Source organism: Acinetobacter sp. ANC 3903, assembly GCF_002135315.1.
Classification (GTDB): Bacteria; Pseudomonadota; Gammaproteobacteria; order Pseudomonadales; family Moraxellaceae; genus Acinetobacter.
Genome location: NZ_NEGA01000012.1, coordinates 45,930 through 62,106, shown reverse-complemented (window position 1 = coordinate 62,106; position 16,177 = coordinate 45,930). Strand labels below are relative to the sequence as shown.

The 16,177-nt window shown below is 42.1% G+C and carries 17 protein-coding genes; 5 read left to right on the top strand and 12 right to left on the bottom strand.

What is annotated here, in order from left to right; all coding sequences use genetic code 11:
- Positions 1–31 precede the first annotated feature (31 nt).
- Entirely contained in the window at positions 32–1,462 is a 1,431-nt protein-coding gene (locus B9T29_RS10730) for a pyridoxal phosphate-dependent aminotransferase (RefSeq protein WP_086175923.1), read from the bottom strand.
- 228 nt (positions 1,463–1,690) lie between these two features.
- Here B9T29_RS10730 and msrB point away from each other — a divergent pair, with 228 nt between their 5' ends.
- On the top strand, positions 1,691–2,110 hold the full coding sequence (msrB, locus tag B9T29_RS10725; RefSeq protein WP_086175922.1) for a peptide-methionine (R)-S-oxide reductase MsrB: 420 nt from the start codon (positions 1,691–1,693) through the stop codon (positions 2,108–2,110).
- The gene (locus tag B9T29_RS10720) at positions 2,107–2,589 is read left to right on the top strand and encodes a glutathione peroxidase (protein WP_086175921.1); all 483 of its coding nucleotides are present in this window, start codon (positions 2,107–2,109) and stop codon (positions 2,587–2,589) included. The genes msrB and B9T29_RS10720 overlap by 4 nt, the downstream gene beginning before the upstream one ends.
- A gap of 138 nt (positions 2,590–2,727) precedes the next feature.
- Here B9T29_RS10720 and dapC read toward each other — a convergent pair whose 3' ends face one another.
- From dapC to B9T29_RS10695, 5 genes are all read right to left on the bottom strand, one after another.
- Entirely contained in the window at positions 2,728–3,897 is a 1,170-nt protein-coding gene (gene dapC, locus B9T29_RS10715; RefSeq protein WP_086175920.1) for a succinyldiaminopimelate transaminase, read from the bottom strand.
- Between the two features lie 26 nt (positions 3,898–3,923).
- Positions 3,924–6,590, bottom strand: a complete 2,667-nt coding sequence (gene glnD / locus B9T29_RS10710; RefSeq protein ID WP_086175919.1) for a [protein-PII] uridylyltransferase — start codon at positions 6,588–6,590, stop codon at positions 3,924–3,926.
- Between the two features lie 30 nt (positions 6,591–6,620).
- Positions 6,621–7,835, bottom strand: a complete 1,215-nt coding sequence (gene purT, locus B9T29_RS10705) for a formate-dependent phosphoribosylglycinamide formyltransferase (RefSeq protein WP_171264033.1) — start codon at positions 7,833–7,835, stop codon at positions 6,621–6,623.
- 159 nt (positions 7,836–7,994) lie between these two features.
- Entirely contained in the window at positions 7,995–8,342 is a 348-nt protein-coding gene (gene ygaH / locus B9T29_RS10700) for an L-valine transporter subunit YgaH (protein ID WP_086175917.1), read from the bottom strand.
- Complete coding sequence (locus B9T29_RS10695) at positions 8,332–9,087, bottom strand: AzlC family ABC transporter permease (RefSeq protein WP_086175916.1); 756 nt, start codon at positions 9,085–9,087, stop codon at positions 8,332–8,334. The genes ygaH and B9T29_RS10695 overlap by 11 nt, the downstream gene beginning before the upstream one ends.
- A 104-nt stretch (positions 9,088–9,191) precedes the next feature.
- Between B9T29_RS10695 and B9T29_RS10690 the strand changes: the two genes are divergently transcribed.
- Positions 9,192–9,671: a hypothetical protein gene (locus B9T29_RS10690; protein WP_086175915.1), complete on the top strand. Its 480-nt coding sequence runs from the start codon at positions 9,192–9,194 to the stop codon at positions 9,669–9,671.
- Between the two features lie 229 nt (positions 9,672–9,900).
- The gene (locus B9T29_RS16295) at positions 9,901–10,077 is read left to right on the top strand and encodes a hypothetical protein (protein WP_171264032.1); all 177 of its coding nucleotides are present in this window, start codon (positions 9,901–9,903) and stop codon (positions 10,075–10,077) included.
- Positions 10,078–10,193: 116 nt separating this feature from the next.
- Here B9T29_RS16295 and B9T29_RS10685 read toward each other — a convergent pair whose 3' ends face one another.
- Positions 10,194–10,895, bottom strand: a complete 702-nt coding sequence (locus B9T29_RS10685; RefSeq protein ID WP_086175914.1) for a Crp/Fnr family transcriptional regulator — start codon at positions 10,893–10,895, stop codon at positions 10,194–10,196.
- Positions 10,896–10,992: 97 nt separating this feature from the next.
- On the opposite strand from B9T29_RS10685, the gene B9T29_RS10680 reads away from it, so the two are divergent.
- Positions 10,993–11,526: a DUF962 domain-containing protein gene (locus tag B9T29_RS10680; protein WP_086175913.1), complete on the top strand. Its 534-nt coding sequence runs from the start codon at positions 10,993–10,995 to the stop codon at positions 11,524–11,526.
- A gap of 54 nt (positions 11,527–11,580) precedes the next feature.
- On the opposite strand, the gene B9T29_RS10675 is transcribed toward B9T29_RS10680, so the two are convergent.
- The 5 genes from B9T29_RS10675 to B9T29_RS10655 form a co-directional block, all read right to left on the bottom strand.
- On the bottom strand, positions 11,581–11,895 hold the full coding sequence (locus B9T29_RS10675) for a hypothetical protein (protein WP_086175912.1): 315 nt from the start codon (positions 11,893–11,895) through the stop codon (positions 11,581–11,583).
- Positions 11,896–12,414: 519 nt separating this feature from the next.
- Complete coding sequence (gene ychF / locus B9T29_RS10670; protein ID WP_086175911.1) at positions 12,415–13,506, bottom strand: redox-regulated ATPase YchF; 1,092 nt, start codon at positions 13,504–13,506, stop codon at positions 12,415–12,417.
- A 111-nt stretch (positions 13,507–13,617) separates the two neighbouring features.
- Positions 13,618–14,277, bottom strand: coding sequence for a methionine ABC transporter permease (locus B9T29_RS10665; RefSeq protein WP_086175910.1), 660 nt, complete (start codon positions 14,275–14,277; stop codon positions 13,618–13,620).
- Positions 14,258–15,328 (bottom strand): methionine ABC transporter ATP-binding protein, encoded by a 1,071-nt coding sequence (locus tag B9T29_RS10660; RefSeq protein WP_086175909.1) that lies wholly within the window; start codon positions 15,326–15,328, stop codon positions 14,258–14,260. Before B9T29_RS10660 ends, B9T29_RS10665 begins: the two co-directional genes overlap by 20 nt.
- Before the next feature lie 10 nt (positions 15,329–15,338).
- Positions 15,339–16,175, bottom strand: a complete 837-nt coding sequence (locus B9T29_RS10655; RefSeq protein ID WP_086175908.1) for a MetQ/NlpA family ABC transporter substrate-binding protein — start codon at positions 16,173–16,175, stop codon at positions 15,339–15,341.
- Positions 16,176–16,177: the final 2 nt, after the last annotated feature.

Genomic DNA, 16,177 nt, shown 5'->3' with positions numbered 1-16,177 from the left:
GGTTTTTTTATCTACTTGGGAAACTAGGAAATTAACGCATTTTGGAAAGGAAACGACCTAAGCGGCCAATCGCTTCACGAAGTTCATTTTCGGCAGGCAAGAACACCACACGGAAATGATCTGGAGTAGGCCAGTTGAAACCGGTTCCTTGCACCAGTAACACTTTTTCAGCACGCAATAAATCGAGCATGAATTTTTCATCATCTTGAATTGGATAAATTTCAGGATCAAGACGAGGGAAGCAATACATGGCACCTTCAGGTTTTACGCAACTTACCCCTGGAATGTCATTTAACATTTCCCATGCAATATTGCGTTGCTCGTATAAACGGCCGCCCGGACGGATCAGGTCATTAATCGACTGATAGCCGCCTAATGCAGTTTGAATGGCATATTGTGCCTGATGGTTGGCGCATAGGCGCATAGATGCCAACATGTCCAGACCTTCAATGTAGTCTGCTGCACGTGATTTATCACCGGTAATGGCCATCCAGCCTGAACGGAAGCCGGCAATACGGTAGGCTTTAGACAAGCCATTAAATGAAATACAAAGCTGGTCACCTGCAAGTGCGGCGACCGCGACATGTTCAATGCCATCGTAAATGATTTTGTCGTAAATTTCGTCAGCAAATAAAATCAGGTCATATTTTTTTGCAAGATCAACGATTTGTTGCAATATATGGCGTGGGTAGACCGCACCGGTCGGGTTATTGGGATTAATAATCACAATACCGCGGGTATTTGGTGTGATTTTACTTTCCATATCCGCAATATCCGGATACCAGAAGTTTTCTTCATCACATTTATAGTGAATTGCAGTACCGCCAGACAGGTTTACCGCAGCTGTCCAGAGAGGATAGTCTGGCATTGGCACCAGCATTTCATCGCCATCATCCAGCAAGCCTTGCATCGCCATCACGATCAGTTCAGATACACCATTACCTACATACACATCGTTGACATGCATGTTGAGAATGCCTTTTTGCTGGTAATACTGGCAAATGGCTTTACGCGCAGGGAAAATCCCTTTTGAGTCGGTATAACCAACAGCATTAGGCAGGTTTAAAGCGACATCATTAATAATTTCTTGCGGCGCTTCGAAACCAAATGGGGCTGGGTTTCCGATATTCAGTTTAATAATTTTGTGCCCGGCCTCTTCCATTTCGTTGGCCGCTCGTAACACAGGTCCGCGAATGTCGTAGCATACATGCTCGAGCTTAGACGATTTTTTAATTTCGCGAGGGGTTTGGAAAGTGTTCGGCATTTTGATGTTCTCGGAAAGAGTGGAGGTCACTTTTGCATAACGATATAAATAACTTTTAAATGTCTCAGTTGTGACTAGATCGAGATTATGTTCATCTCTTAGTAAAGCAACAATTTTTTCATGCGTAAATCCTAGCTGTTGATACTGTTTAATTACAGGTAGTAGATTTTTAAAAATTACGCTCTTTTTTTGCGACATTTTTTAATCCTGAGCAAGAATGGTACTAAGCCTACCACTAAATTTGCTCACAAAAAAGCATTTAATAAATAAAATGCTTACTTTGTTTTTTATTTTTGCTTACTTTTTGCTTTTTTAGATATTATATGTCTTTTGTAAAATGTTAAATAAAGACTAGAATTTTTAAAATGAATCACGTAAATATAGGATTATCCTATTTTAAATAGCAAGATAGAAAGGTGCGTAATCATGGGAAAACTCAGTAAATCAGACAGAGAATGGCAAAGAGAGTTATCACCTGAAGAATTCCGTATTACACGTCAAAAGGGGACGGAGCCAGCATTTACCGGTAAGTACTGGAATACTAAGCAAACAGGAACCTATCTTTGCCGTTGTTGTGGCGAAGAATTATTCTCTTCCGAAACCAAATATGACAGCGGCAGTGGCTGGCCAAGTTTTTATCGTCCTGTAAATAGTTCAGCTGTTGAAGAACATCAGGATTCGACCCATGGTATGGTCAGAACGGAAATTGTTTGCCATCATTGTGGCGCGCATTTAGGGCATGTTTTTGAAGATGGCCCACAACCTACAGGATTGCGCTATTGCGTTAATTCAGCTTCTTTAGAATTAAAAACACAAGAAAAAAATGATGAGGAAACATATCCATGACCAACATTTATCAGTTTGAGGCTGAGTTGTTAGATGGAAAAAATAAATCATTTGCCGATTATCAGGGCAAAGTTTTATTGATCGTAAATACTGCAAGTAAATGCGGTTTTACTCCCCAGTTCGCAGGTCTTGAAAAGTTGTATGAAAAATACAAAGATCAGGGATTAGAAGTTTTGGGTTTTCCTTGTAATCAGTTTGGTGGGCAAGATCCGGGTTCCAATGAACAGATTGGTGCATTCTGTCAAAAAAATTATGGCGTGAATTTCCCGATGTTTGCCAAAGTGGATGTCAAAGGACCTGAAGCACACATCATCTTTCGCTATTTAACCAATAATAGTAAAGGGGTATTGGGCAATGGTATTAAATGGAATTTCACTAAGTTTTTAATTAATAAAAAAGGTCAAGTGATTAATCGCTATGCTCCCACCACTAAACCAGAAGATCTGGAAAGGGATATTGAAGCGGCTTTAGCCCAGTAATTTTGATAATAAAAAACATATAGGGCGATTCATGGATCGCCCTTTCTCATTTTATCTGCTGGGTTTAAGTGGATGTTCAAAAAATTATCCACTGCTGTAGCAGTGGATAATAGTTGATCTTATTGCTTATCTAACCCATTAAAGAATGGCTTTCAAACGCTGAATCGCTTGTTCACATTGTGCGATATCGGCAACCAATGCCATACGGACATGATTTTCACCCGGATTGCCTTGTTCAGTATCTCGAGACAGATAACGGCCCGGCAGAACTTTAATATGGGCTTTTTCCATCAGCATTTTGGCAAATGCTTCATCATTGTCCACTTTTAGCCAGTAATAGAAGCCTGCATCCGGTTTTTTTAGTGGCAATAATTGCCCCAGCTCATTCTGGAATAATTCAAATTTGGCACGGTACAGCTTACGGTTTTCTTCCACATGTGCTTCATCATCCCAAGCGGCAATAGATGCCAGTTGGTGCTGAACTGGCATGGCAGCACCATGATAGGTACGATATTGCAAATAAGGTTTCAGTAAGGCTGCATCACCTGCGACAAAGCCTGAACGCATGCCCGGCAAGTTTGAACGCTTGGAAAGGGAGTGGAATACGACACAGTTTTTGTAATCATCACGACCAATTTCAGCACAAACTTCAAGCAAGCCTACGGGTGCTTGGTCAAACCAGAGTTCCGAATAACATTCATCTGAAGCAATCACAAAGTTATATTGGTCTGAAAGTGCAATCAGTTTTTTAAATTGCTCTTTTGACAATACCGCACCGGTAGGATTGCCCGGTGTGCAGACAAACAATAATGCGGTTTTTTCCCACACTTCTGCAGGGACGGCATCAAAATCACCCAGATAATTGTTTTCTTCAGTGCAGTTGATGAAGTACGGTTTTGCGCCGGCAAGCAAGGTTGCCCCTTCATAAATTTGATAGAAAGGATTCGGCATCACCACATAAGGTGCATCTTCGCGGTTGACTAAAGCCTGAACAAAAGAAAAGATGGCTTCACGCGTTCCGGATACAGGCAGAACATGATTTTCAGCGCTAATGCTGTTGAGCTTGAAGCGACGGGTTAACCAGTTGGCAATGCTTTGACGTAGTTCAGGCAAACCTTTACTGTTCGGATAAGTCGATAAATGCTTGAAGTTGTCAATAATGGCCTGTTTCACAAACTCTGGTGCAGGATGCTTTGGCTCACCAATCGATAATGGAATGAGTGGTAAATCTGCAGGTTGAATACCCTGAAAAAGTTTATTTAACTTTTCAAAAGGATAAGGATGCAATAATGACAAACTTGAGTTCATGAAATCGGTACCGCGTAAATTTTAAGTTAATGTTGGCCAGAGACAAGATTTGAGGCTTCATCCAGTGCTAACTTCAATTGAGCAGCAAAAGTTTTAGCTTCTGAATCGGACATTGGGATGCCATCTTTTTTAGTGACAAAGAAAATATCTTCTGCACGCTCACCCAAGGTCGCAATTTTAGCAGAATGGATATCTAAACCTTGCATCATAAATAAACCACCTACTTTGGCAAGTAAACCCGGATGGTCGAGCGTTGAAATTTCAACCATGTTTTGTTGAAGTGCAGCATTCAGGGTGATATCCACGGTATTTTCAATATCAAAATGGCGTAATTGGCGTGGAATACGACGTTGCATCAGACCAGGATATTTGTCCGATTGGCTTAAAGCTTTAACCAAAGCCTCAATCACGGTTTCTTCACGTTCCGGGTCGGTGAGCAAGGTGCCAAAACGGTCAAGCACTACATAGGTATCCAGACTAAAGGCGGTTGATGCAGTAATAATCCGTGCATCTTGCACATCCAGATTCATCCGATCAAAAATCGCCACGGTAGTGGCAAATAAATTGGGTTGATCCTGAGTGTAAATAAAGATCTGTACTGCATCTTGTGCTGACTGACGATGGGCACGCATCAATACCAGAGGTTCCGGATTATTGCCATGTTGCAAAATGGCACGGGTATGCCAGGCAATTTCATCGGCTGATTCTTTAATGAAATATTCATCACCGAGTTCTTGCCAGACTTTTTCTACTTCTTCAAGTGCAAAGTCATTAACCAGCATTTCACTGGCAGCAAATTTGGTGTCTTCAATCAGCATCTGATAATCCACCGGATGACCCAGACCGGTACGTATGACATCACGCGCATGGGTATATAACTGACGCATCAAGGATGCGCGCCAAGTGTTCCATAGTTTTGGATTGGTCGCGTTAATATCGGCAACGGTAAGTACATACAGATAATCCAGATGCTCCATATCACCCAGCTTTTGGGCAAAATCTTGCACCACATCCGGATCGGAAATATCTTTTTTCTGTGCCGTCATCGACATCAGCAAGTGATTTTGAATCAGCCAGGCCACCAGATTACATTCACGTTCGGTAAAGCCGTGGGTTCGACAGAATGCAATTGCATCTTCTGCACCCAGCTCACTATGGTCACCACCACGACCTTTGGCAATGTCATGGAATAAAGCAGCCAGATAAACAATGTCGCGACGTCGAAGACGCTGGAACACCGAACTGACCACAGGGAAGTCTTTGGCGAATTCGGGTTCTTTAAAGCGATTCAAATTACGCAATAACAATAAGGTATGGGCATCTACGGTATAAATATGAAACAGGTCATACTGCATCAGTCCCATAATTTGACCGAATGCCGGAATATAATTGCCCAATACGCCGTAACGTTTCATCGCCACCAGTGTGTCATACAGACGATGCGGTGAACGCATGATGGCCATGAATAGGGCTTGATGTTCAGGATTGTTGCGGTAGTTCTGGTCAATACGTTTTGCTGCAAGAGTCAAAAGACGTAAGGTGCGGGCACGGATGCCTTCAATTTCAGGACGGTTTGCCAATAAATAGAACAGTTCTAAAATTGCATTTGGGCGTTCCGAGAAGATTTTATGGTGCTGAACTGCGAGTTTGCCATCAACCAGTTTGAAGTTTGCATTAATTTCTTCAATTTTACGTTCATAATTGGGTAAACGTGGTGTGATGACAGACTCGTTAAAATAAGCCAGCAACATTTCATTTAAGGTGGATACTTGTTGCGCGCTCCGATAATAACGCTTCATGAACTGTTCGATCGGATAATTCGGTGATTTATTTTCTTCACGTGTATAACCAAATAGGGTAGCGATATCACGTTGATAATCGAACAATAAACGGTTTTCATCACGTTTGGTCAAACGGTGTAAATGGTGGCGAATTTCCCATAGAAAACTTTCAGCTTCTTCTAATACACCCAGTTCAAAATCTGAAATAAAGCCTAAATGAACTAGGTCATAAATACGGTTGACCCTGAAGTGCCGTTTGGCAATCCAGCCAATCTGGTTGATGTCACGCAGACCGCCCGGTGCGTTTTTAATATCCGGTTCCAGGTTGCTTTCGGTATTGTTGTGCTGAGCATAGCGTTTTGCCTGCTCATCCATTTTGGCATCATAAAAGGTTTTATCGGTCCAGGTTTGCGAAACAATACGGCGTGGCCATTTGGCTAAATTTGGGTTGCCCGTAATCAAACGCGACTCAATCAGCGCGGTCGCAACGGTTAAATCATTGGTGGCCTGTTCAACACATTCGAAAATGGTACGTACGCTAATGCCGGGTTTGAAATTACCGACATCCCAAAGCGAGGAGATAAAAGTGGAAATCAGTTTTTCCTGATCGGGGCTAATTTCATCTTCCGATAAAATCATGATATCCACATCGGAATAAGGCAGCATTTCCCGGCGGCCATATCCACCCACAGCAAACAGACCCAGATCGGTCTGATCAAGTTCAGCATGTTTCCAGAGAAACTTTAGGGCTTCATCAATCAGGTTGGATCGGGCCAAAATGATCTCTCGGATCGACTGTCCATTTTCAAAACTTTCCTGAAGCTGATTTTCAACATCGGTGCGCCATTGATTGATCGCCTGTATGTCATGGTTACTTTTAACGTAATTCAGCAGTGGAGAGGTATTGATCATGAACAGTGGTCCGTTAATAATTTAGCAAGTTTAGTTTTGTTTAACACTGACTTGAGATGCAGTCTCTAGTGCAAGTTCACGCGCCTGATCTGTGGTTTCAGCACGTGCAGTTGCAACCCCCATGCGACGACGTTTAAAACCTTCGGGTTTACCAAAAAGGCGTAAATCAGTGTTCGGATTTGTTAAAGCAAGATTTAAGCCAGAAAAAGACAAATTGCTATCATCAACGCCTGCATAAATGACCGCACTGGCTGCAACACTATGACGTGAAGTATTCACTGGCAGACCTAAAATGGCACGCGCATGTAATTCAAATTCGCTCTGGTATTGTGATGCAAGGGTGACAAGCCCTGTATCATGCGGACGTGGAGATACTTCACTAAACCATACTTTATCGCCTTTGACAAACAGTTCCACACCGAAAATACCGCATCCGCCCAAAGCTGTGGTGACTTTATGGGCAATGCGTTTAGCTTCTTCTAAGGCCGCCGGAGTCATGGCTTGCGGCTGCCAGCTTTCTACATAATCACCAGAATCTTGACGATGTCCGATCGCGTCGCAGTAGTGGGTTTCAATTTCACCTGTTTCGGCATTTTTGGCACGAACGGTGAGTAAAGTAATTTCAAAGTCGAAATCAATTTGTGATTCAACAATCACTTTACCCTGATTAACCCGGCCACCGGTTTGCGCATATTCCCAGGCAGCATCGACTTCATCAAAGTTCTTAACACGGGATTGTCCCTTACCGGAAGAAGACATCACCGGTTTAACAAAGTTTGGATAACCAATGTCATCACAGGCAGCACGGAAAGATTCTAGCGAGTCGGCAAAGCGGTAGGCAGAAGTCGGTAAGCCAAGTTCTTCAGCAGCCAGACGACGAATGCCTTCACGGTTCATGGTCAGGTTGACTGCTTTGGCGGAAGGAATAACGGTGGCAATATTTTGTTGTTCGATTTCGACTAAAACTTGAGTCGCAATGGCTTCAATTTCAGGAACAATCAGATTGGGTTTAATTTTTTCAATCAGCTGTTTGAGTTCTTCAGCATCTGCCATGTTTAAAGTATAAGAATAATGGGCCACTTGCATGGCAGGGGCATGATCGTAACGATCCGCAGCATGAACTTCTACACCTAGGCGTTGTAAGGAAATCACAACTTCTTTACCTAATTCTCCCGAACCTAACAATAAAACTTTAAACGCAGAAGGCTGAAGTGGAGTACCAATGGTCACGCTCATGTAAATCATCCATGCTTGATTTTATGGACTTTTAGCATAGCAGAACTGGTTTAAGAGTTAAGGTTTCGTTCACATAAATTAATGATATTGTCCAACAATTTTATTTATAAAGTGTTTTGAAAATCTCCCTAAATCCCTCTTTATCAAAGAGGGACTTGTATACAGGATTTAAAATGAAACTGGCAGATAGGTATAAATCAATCCGTACGCAAGCGCTGCGGTTAAGGTCGCCGGGACAATTTTCTTAAACTTAAAATACAGACCCGCCAGGGTCAGAAAACCGACCAGCATGGCAAAACTTTTATTCGGACTTTCCATCAGTGGCGGTAGGGTAGCAACCACCAGCATGGAACTGATTGCAGCAATACCGATACTGCCTAAAGCAATCTTGATCCAGACAGCACCGCGTTTTTGTGAATTCTGACGGCTTTTTTGAATGAGATAAAATGGCCCAAAACGCGAGGCAAAATTGGCAATGCCGACAATGATCCCGACCAGAATAATTTCAAGATTCATGTGCCTCTCCAAATTCATCATCATATTGTTTTAAAACATAGTGTTTAAATAAGCCTGCCAGAATACCGGAGAAAATCCCGATAAAAATCGCAGCCGATAAATTAATGAAATAGCAGGCAATAGCGGATACCGCTAAACAGACCGTGACAATAAAGCTATGCTTTTTCTCAAAGGCAGCAAGCAGGAAACTCAGGAATAACGCGGGCAGCAAGAAATCCAGAGCGGCCTGTAAAAACTGAGGTAAGGCACTGACCTGATCGGCAAATAATCCACCTAAAAATGAACCTAAGGCCCAGGACATCCAGCTAAACAGGCTTAAGCCCAGCATCCAGGATTCTGACCATTCCTGACGCCGTTGCGAAAGTTTAATCATCCCGGAAGCAAAGACTTCATCGGTTAAACCCCAGGCCCAGACAGCAGTTTTCTTTAAATTGAGTTTGTCCTGAATCAGATTTTGTAAAGCTGGCCCATAAAGCACGTGACGAATATCTAAAGCAATCACGGTGAGGGCAGTCATCCAGATGGATGTGCCACTGCCAAGTAAAGCCACCACTAAAAACTGGCTGGCGCCGGCATACATGGAACAGGATAAAAACAGCGCTTCCCAAGAGCTAAAGCCAAATTGGCTGGCTGAAACACCGAAAGCAAATGAAACAGGAAGATAAGTAAAAATAATGGCTTGACTGTCTTTAGCACCTTGCCAAAAGCCAGCAGCTTGAACTGGAGGAATTTTGTGCTCAGACACGACACACCTTTGCGGGAGAGTTGAACAACGGGTCAAATGATGATTGAGTATTGTACTCGAATTCACTAGCATAGTGCCGAATTGTTTATCTGGGTGAGCCTGATATGTTGATGTTGAAGACACGTGGAATGCTGATTGTTTCTTTATTATGCAGTAGTGTTTTGCTGCAGGCTTGTGGAAATGAGGGCAATAAAACTGAAAAAGCTGAAATTAAACCCGCACCTAAACTGACCAATGATGCAACCACTTATGCCAATGAAGCGTGGAAATTCATTAATCAGGTGGATGGTCTGGTGTATGCAAAAAAAGTTGATGCCTTGGAAGAGCAGGTCCGTAAACCGGCACGCAAGCTGAGTACAGATTGGCGCATTAATGTCAAAATGACTGATTCCGTAACTGAAGGCAAATATGCTTTATGCCGTAAGGCATTGACCAGTCTGGAAATTTGGGCACGTGAAACCATGGATCAATCCAGTTCAGTGGCGCAGAAACAGGCAGATTACGAGCGTGATAAGCAGCAATGTAAAGATGCAATCGATAACCCGGTACTTGGAAATACTGATCCGAAAAAAATCGGCTCTTAAAATGGAAATCAAAACGAGGCTTAAGCCTCGTTTTTTATGTACTCTACTTTTTAAAATATACTTTTACTTATAGTTTTAAGGGATGAATAAGAGAATAAAACGATAATATGATAAATATATAAAATTATCGTTAAATGATAATTTGTGTATAATAATGACGATTTAATCTATATTATTTTGATAAAAATCTAAATAATTTCTACTTAGTTGCTAATTAGGAGTAAAAGAGATGTTTGATAAAGTGTTTTTTTCAATAAGTATAACTATCGCAATCAGTACTTTTAGTCAGCTAGCGACTGCATCAGCACAAGTACAGGCTGCTCAATCTTCCTCAGAGAACGAACATGAAGTTGCAGCATGCACCAATGGTTTTGATGATGTGAATGTGTGCCAGTTACTTTCATAAGATCTTATCTGTTCAACCTGTGAATGATCAGACAAGTCACTTCACTTGTTCTGGTTGGCGGTAAATATTTAAAGCTTAATCCTTACTTAATCTGTTGATCAACCAGTATTTTTTCCTCAGTTGCCTGGAAAAGCATGAGCAATGTGATGCAGTTGCGCCAAGTTTAAAATTTCAATTTTCTTAAAAGATAGACGCAAAATATTTTGCTGTTCTAAAGCTTGCAGTTCCTGATTGATGGTTTGTCTGGAACAGGTCAGCATTTGCGCCAGTTGTTCTTGCGATAAATGAATGACATTTTTTTCAATGCTTAAATGATTGCCATAGCCATTTAAAATAAACAGCAAGCGTTGTGCCAAGCGCTGGGTCATGTTTTGGGTTTGGATTGAAATTAGCTCTAAAAAAGCAAAGCGTAGTTTTTGACTGGTGAGTTGCGCAATGTGATACCAAAACACCGGATGTTGTTGCAGCAGCAATTGTAGCGCGGTACTCGGTATATGCAGAATCAGGCTTTTTTGCGTGGCAATGGCATCATGGGAACGCGGCTTGGCATCGACCAGAGAGATTTCACCAAACCACATAATCGGTTCTACAATCGCAGCAACTGCGGCTTTACCATGAATATCAATATAACCCAAGCGGACAGCACCTTCTAAAACAGCATAGATGCCATTGAAGGGATCACCTGCATGAAAGATGGTTTGTTCCTTGTCAAAATGTTGTTGCACAGCACTGTTCACGATAAAGTCCTTAAACAGTACAGGCAATTGGGTGAACCAGACATTTTGTTCTAAATGATCGATATAAATGGACTCAAGCACGTTAATTCCTTTTTTTATTTCAGTTGTCGGCTAACTGACAACATGTCCCTGGATTTTTTTATATAGTAGAACAATAAGTGGAACAAGGAAGAATAACATGACCAAATTAGAACAGCTGTTAAGCCAGTATGCAGCTTATCACCTCGATCAAAAGAATATTTTTACCCATTTTATTGGCATTCCGCTGATTGTTTTTTCCATCGTCTGTTTGACTGCGCGGGCAGGTATCCCGCTTGCAGGCTTTGAGCTGACTCTTGCCTTATTATTAATGATTGCAAGTTGCATCTATTATTTCAGTCTGGACCGCATTTTCGGGATTGTCATGCTGGTCATTTTTGCGCTTATTTATCCAATGGCCTACCAGATTGCGCAAATGCAAATGGCGAGCTGGTTAGGCTTGAGTATCGGCATTTTCGTGGTGGGCTGGCTGTTTCAATTTGTTGGTCACTACTATGAAAAGAAAAAACCGGCATTTTTTGATGATGTGATTGGTCTGGCGATCGGCCCTTTATTTGTGTTGGCAGAATTTGTGTTCTTGTTGGGATTGCGCAAAGATTTACAGCAAAGAATGTTAGTTGAGGCACGCAAACAACGTGCTGAAATGGATGCCAAGATGGTGAATATTACTTAACTTAAAAGCTTCAAGATAAAAAAGCCGGTTGATTAAACCGGCTTTTTTTAGCAATTATGGTTTTGGTTTGCCCATCTCGGTATTGGCTTTGTTCATATCCATTTTTGCTTTGTTCATTTCAGTGTTGGCTTTGTGCATATCTTTTTCTGCCGGTTTGATCATATTGCTATGTTCTTTTGTGGCATGGGCTTTGCTTTTTTCATGCTGCGTAGCAGCATGCTTTTTGGCTTCTTTTGTAGTAACACATGTGCCGCCTTTATGATTTGGACCCGTACCACCCGTCATGGTCATGCCTTTAGGGCAAGCAAATGCAGTGGCACTAAGCATTGTGAAGATCGCTGCGGTAAAAATTGTGCTAAGTTTTTTCATTGCTATTATTCTTTGAAAACAGGCATCAGTGCCTGTATATAAATTAGGCAAATTTTATTCGTGATTAAGTTGCAGGATGGTTGCTGAAAAGCAATAAGTTACAGTGAAATTGTTGGTGTTTTTTGGGTTTTAAGCAGGATTTAAGTTTGAGCTGCTGAAACTGAAATAATAGGCCAGATAAAATAGCCTTAGGCCTAAGTTTAATGAGAAAAATAACCGAGTATATCGATGTGCAAATCGTCTATGCTGCTTTAATGCGCTTTGATGATTGGACACAGGGCTAATTCTCCAGACAAACCATCGTCAGACCAAGTAGTAATAATTTTAGTAATAATTTAAAGATTTACCCATGATCTAGCCTACTTGTTCTGAAGCGGGTACTGATATTGGCTATTGAAAAAGTACATCAAATCTAACGATCAATTCACACGCTATACCGATCTAACTGCAAGATGAGCATTCAGCTGATTGAGACAATAAAAAAACCCCAATGATGGGGCTTTTTTATTAAATCACGAATTAAACATTAAAACGGAAGTGCAGAACGTCACCGTCCTGAACCACGTAAGTTTTACCTTCCAGACGCCATTTACCAGCTTCTTTGGCACCGGCTTCACCGTTGTATTGAACGAAGTCATCATAAGCAATACATTCAGCACGGATAAAGCCTTTTTCAAAGTCAGTGTGGATCACACCGGCTGCTTGTGGTGCAGTTGCACCTACTTTCACAGTCCAGGCACGAACTTCCTGTACACCCGCGGTGAAGTAAGTTTGTAAGCCAAGCAAGCTGTAACCGGCACGAATCACGATATTCAGACCTGGTTCTTCCATACCCATAGCTTCCAGGAATTCAGCACGGTCTTCATCTTCAAGCAATGAAATTTCAGCTTCAATCTGGTTGCAAAGCGGAACCACAATCGCATTTTCTTCAGCAGCCAATTTTTTAACCGCTTCTAGATGCGGGTTATTTTCAAAACCATCTTCAGCCACGTTGGCAATGTACATGGTTGGTTTTAAAGTCATTAAACCAAAACCACGTACCAGTTTACGTTCATCATCATCAAGGTCGGCTGCACGTGCAGGTTTGCCTTCATCTAGCAAAGGCAAAATTTTGTCTAAAACAGCTTTAGTGGCAACAGCTTCTTTGTCGCCACTTTTAGCTGATTTTGCTAAACGTGTTACTGCTTTGGTTACAGTTTCCAAATCAGCAAGGGCAAGTTCAGTATTGATGGTTGCAATATCATCCAACGGGTCGATTTTACCGTTCACGTGAATGACATTTTCATCTTCAAAACAACGCACGACGTGCGCAATAGCATCGGTTTCACGGATGTTGGCAAGGAACTGGTTACCCAGGCCTTCACCTTTAGATGCACCAGCCACAAGACCGGCAATATCCACAAATTCCATGGTGGTTGCAAGCACACGTTGTGGTTTAACGATTTCCGCAAGTTTGTCCATGCGTAGGTCAGGTACAGGAACGATACCGGTGTTCGGTTCGATGGTGCAGAACGGGAAGTTTTCTGCAGCAATGGCAGCTTTAGTCAATGCATTGAAAAGTGTAGATTTACCAACGTTCGGCAAGCCGACAATACCGCAATTAAAACCCATGAAATAACTCACAACGTGTTATATAAAAATTGCCGATGATTTTACATGAAAGCCATGACAAAGTCAGGTCATGGCTAGATGGTTTGTTGAAAACTCCTAAAATCGGACAGCTTAAATTTTACGTTTATCCAGCTGGCTGGAGATTGAATCGCCTGCGGCCTGAACCAGCATCACCAGAATTACCAGCACCACAATCACGGCGAGCATGATTTGCATATCAAAACGCTGATAACCATAACGGTAGGCGATATCTCCCAAACCGCCTGCGCCAATCGCACCGGCAATGGCGGATGAGTTGATCATAGTCACCAAAGTCACGGTAAAGCCTGCCACAATTCCGGGCAGTGCTTCAGGTAACAGCACATGCCAGATAATCTGTTTACGATTACAGCCAATCGCTTGTGCCGCTTCAATCAGGCCCTGATCCACCTCACGCAAACTGACTTCGGCAATACGGGCAAAGAAAGGGGTGGCTGCCAATGTTAAGGGGACAACTGCTGCCCATACGCCGTAACTGGTGCCAACAATCCAGCGGGTGAGTGGAATGAGAGCTACCATTAAAATCAAAAACGGGACCGAACGGGTAATATTCACGATCCAGCCCAAGCCCTGGTTGATGCTTTTGGAGGGATAAATGCCGTGTTCGGAAGTACTGACTAAAATCACAGCGATAGGCAAGCCAATGATAAAGGCAACAATGGCGGACACACCGACCATCAGCAAAGTATCAATTGTTCCGGTCAGTAATAAATCAATGAGCTGGTCGTGCATAGCCAATGACCTCAATCTGTGCAATGTATTGTTTTAATTTTTGTTGAAGTAAGCCGGTATCAATATTCAGATCAGGCACGGCGACAATGAAACTTCCGACCAGATGCTTCTGGATAGTATCAACATGGCTCTGATATAAATGTACCGGCGTTTCAAACTGATCAAAAATAAGTTTCAGATCAGGTGAATGTTGAACATCGGGGGCATAGCGCAGTTTTAAAATGCTATGTGAACTTTCAGAAATCACATTCGGGCTGATGGCAAAAGGTAAATCCAGCTGTTCCAGATTTAGCAATTCCTGGGTAATTTCTTGCTGGGGATTGGAAAAGACCGACCAGACTTCGCCAGATTCGACAATTTCACCATGTTCAATGACCACCACCTGATCGCAGATTTCACGAATCACCTGCATTTCATGGGTGATCAGCACAATGGTAATACCCAGTTTCTGATTGATTTCTTTCAGTAATGACAACACCACTGAAGTACTTTCCGGGTCTAGGGCCGAAGTCGCTTCATCACAGAGTAAAATTTCCGGATGATGCACCAGCGCACGGGCAATGCCAACACGTTGTTTCTGGCCGCCAGATAACTGTGAAGGATAGTGCTGTGCTTTTTCACTTAAGCCGACCAGTTGCAGCACTTCATTCACACGTGCATCAATGTCTGATTTTTTATAATTGGCGACCTTTAAAGGTAGGGCAACATTTTCCCAAACCGTTTTCGCTGACATTAAATTAAAGTGCTGAAAAATCATGCCAATGCGCTGACGCAACTGGATCAGTTCGGCATGTTTCAATTCTGCCAGATCCTGCTGATGAATATGGATATGACCTTCACTGATTTGCTCCAAACCATTTAAGGTGCGTATCAGTGAAGATTTACCGGCACCACTTTTCCCGATAATGCCAAAGATTTTACCTTCAGGAATATCTAGATTAATGTCTTTTAAGGCATGAACCGGGTTACCCTGAACATCATAATATTTGTGCAGATTGCGGATTTTGATGTGCGGGACAGAGAAGTCCACCTGAGAACCAAAACTCACCATCGTTTTCTCCTTATTTCCAGCCCGGGAACCACATGTTCTTACCAAAATCTTTGTCTAAAATATTTTGAACTTGTGATGAGTTTTGAAAGGCGTGAATGAATTTTTCTAACTTTTGATTTTTGTCTTGATAATCTTTACGCGTAACAAAAAGGATGGCGTATTTCTTATCAATTGGATCTAAAAACAAAGCACTGTGTGGATCGGCTTTTTTAGCCATATTTAAATAATGGGGGAAACCAAAAATCAGATCCGCATCGTCATAGGCAAGTGCTGTTTGAGGACCTTCAACTTCTAAAAATTTGAGTTGCTTCGGATTCGCCACAATATCTTGCAGGGTTGACAGTTCATTGTTGCTGTCTTTGATTTGGATCAGCCCTGAACGATGCAACAAAATCAATGCACGAGCCGAGTTAACAGGGTCACTTGGGATAACCACACGTGCATTTTGTGGCAAGGCATCTAAAGATTTATATTGCTTGGAATATAAACCTACATGGCTGCCACTGCCTATGCCAAAAGCATGTAAGTCGTAGTTGGTTTGTTTAATCGCATTCTTTAAAAACACGCTTTGCTGAAAAAAGTTGGCATCAATATCACCGTTTTGTACTGCCACATTGGGTGCCTGCCAATCTGAAAATTCAACCAGTTTGACATGAATGCCATCTTTCTCTACTTCTTTTGCAACTGTCTGTAATAGTTCTGCATAGGGTGGGCTAATACCAATCGTCAGAACATTATCCTGTTGCTGGTTTTGCTTATAACGATAGGCAAACAATCCTGCAATAACTACAACTATAGTGAGGCCAATCAGCAGATTTTTAATATTAAGCTTGGAAATTTGAGACATTG

Bases quoted from the DNA above. Each gene is read 5' to 3' on its own strand.
- glnD (WP_086175919.1), bottom strand. From the start codon at position 6,590: ATGATCAATACCTCTCCACTGCTGAATTACGTTAAAAGTAACCATGAC.
- B9T29_RS10655 (WP_086175908.1), bottom strand. From the start codon at position 16,175: ATGTCTCAAATTTCCAAGCTTAATATTAAAAATCTGCTGATTGGCCTC.
- B9T29_RS16295 (WP_171264032.1), top strand. From the start codon at position 9,901: ATGTTTGATAAAGTGTTTTTTTCAATAAGTATAACTATCGCAATCAGT.
- purT (WP_171264033.1), bottom strand. From the start codon at position 7,835: ATGATTTACATGAGCGTGACCATTGGTACTCCACTTCAGCCTTCTGCG.
- B9T29_RS10690 (WP_086175915.1), top strand. From the start codon at position 9,192: ATGTTGATGTTGAAGACACGTGGAATGCTGATTGTTTCTTTATTATGC.
- B9T29_RS10675 (WP_086175912.1), bottom strand. From the start codon at position 11,895: ATGAAAAAACTTAGCACAATTTTTACCGCAGCGATCTTCACAATGCTT.
- ygaH (WP_086175917.1), bottom strand. From the start codon at position 8,342: ATGAATCTTGAAATTATTCTGGTCGGGATCATTGTCGGCATTGCCAAT.
- B9T29_RS10660 (WP_086175909.1), bottom strand. From the start codon at position 15,328: ATGGTGAGTTTTGGTTCTCAGGTGGACTTCTCTGTCCCGCACATCAAA.
- msrB (WP_086175922.1), top strand. From the start codon at position 1,691: ATGGGAAAACTCAGTAAATCAGACAGAGAATGGCAAAGAGAGTTATCA.
- B9T29_RS10730 (WP_086175923.1), bottom strand. From the start codon at position 1,462: ATGTCGCAAAAAAAGAGCGTAATTTTTAAAAATCTACTACCTGTAATT.
- dapC (WP_086175920.1), bottom strand. From the start codon at position 3,897: ATGAACTCAAGTTTGTCATTATTGCATCCTTATCCTTTTGAAAAGTTA.
- B9T29_RS10720 (WP_086175921.1), top strand. From the start codon at position 2,107: ATGACCAACATTTATCAGTTTGAGGCTGAGTTGTTAGATGGAAAAAAT.
- B9T29_RS10680 (WP_086175913.1), top strand. From the start codon at position 10,993: ATGACCAAATTAGAACAGCTGTTAAGCCAGTATGCAGCTTATCACCTC.
- B9T29_RS10665 (WP_086175910.1), bottom strand. From the start codon at position 14,277: ATGCACGACCAGCTCATTGATTTATTACTGACCGGAACAATTGATACT.
- ychF (WP_086175911.1), bottom strand. From the start codon at position 13,506: ATGGGTTTTAATTGCGGTATTGTCGGCTTGCCGAACGTTGGTAAATCT.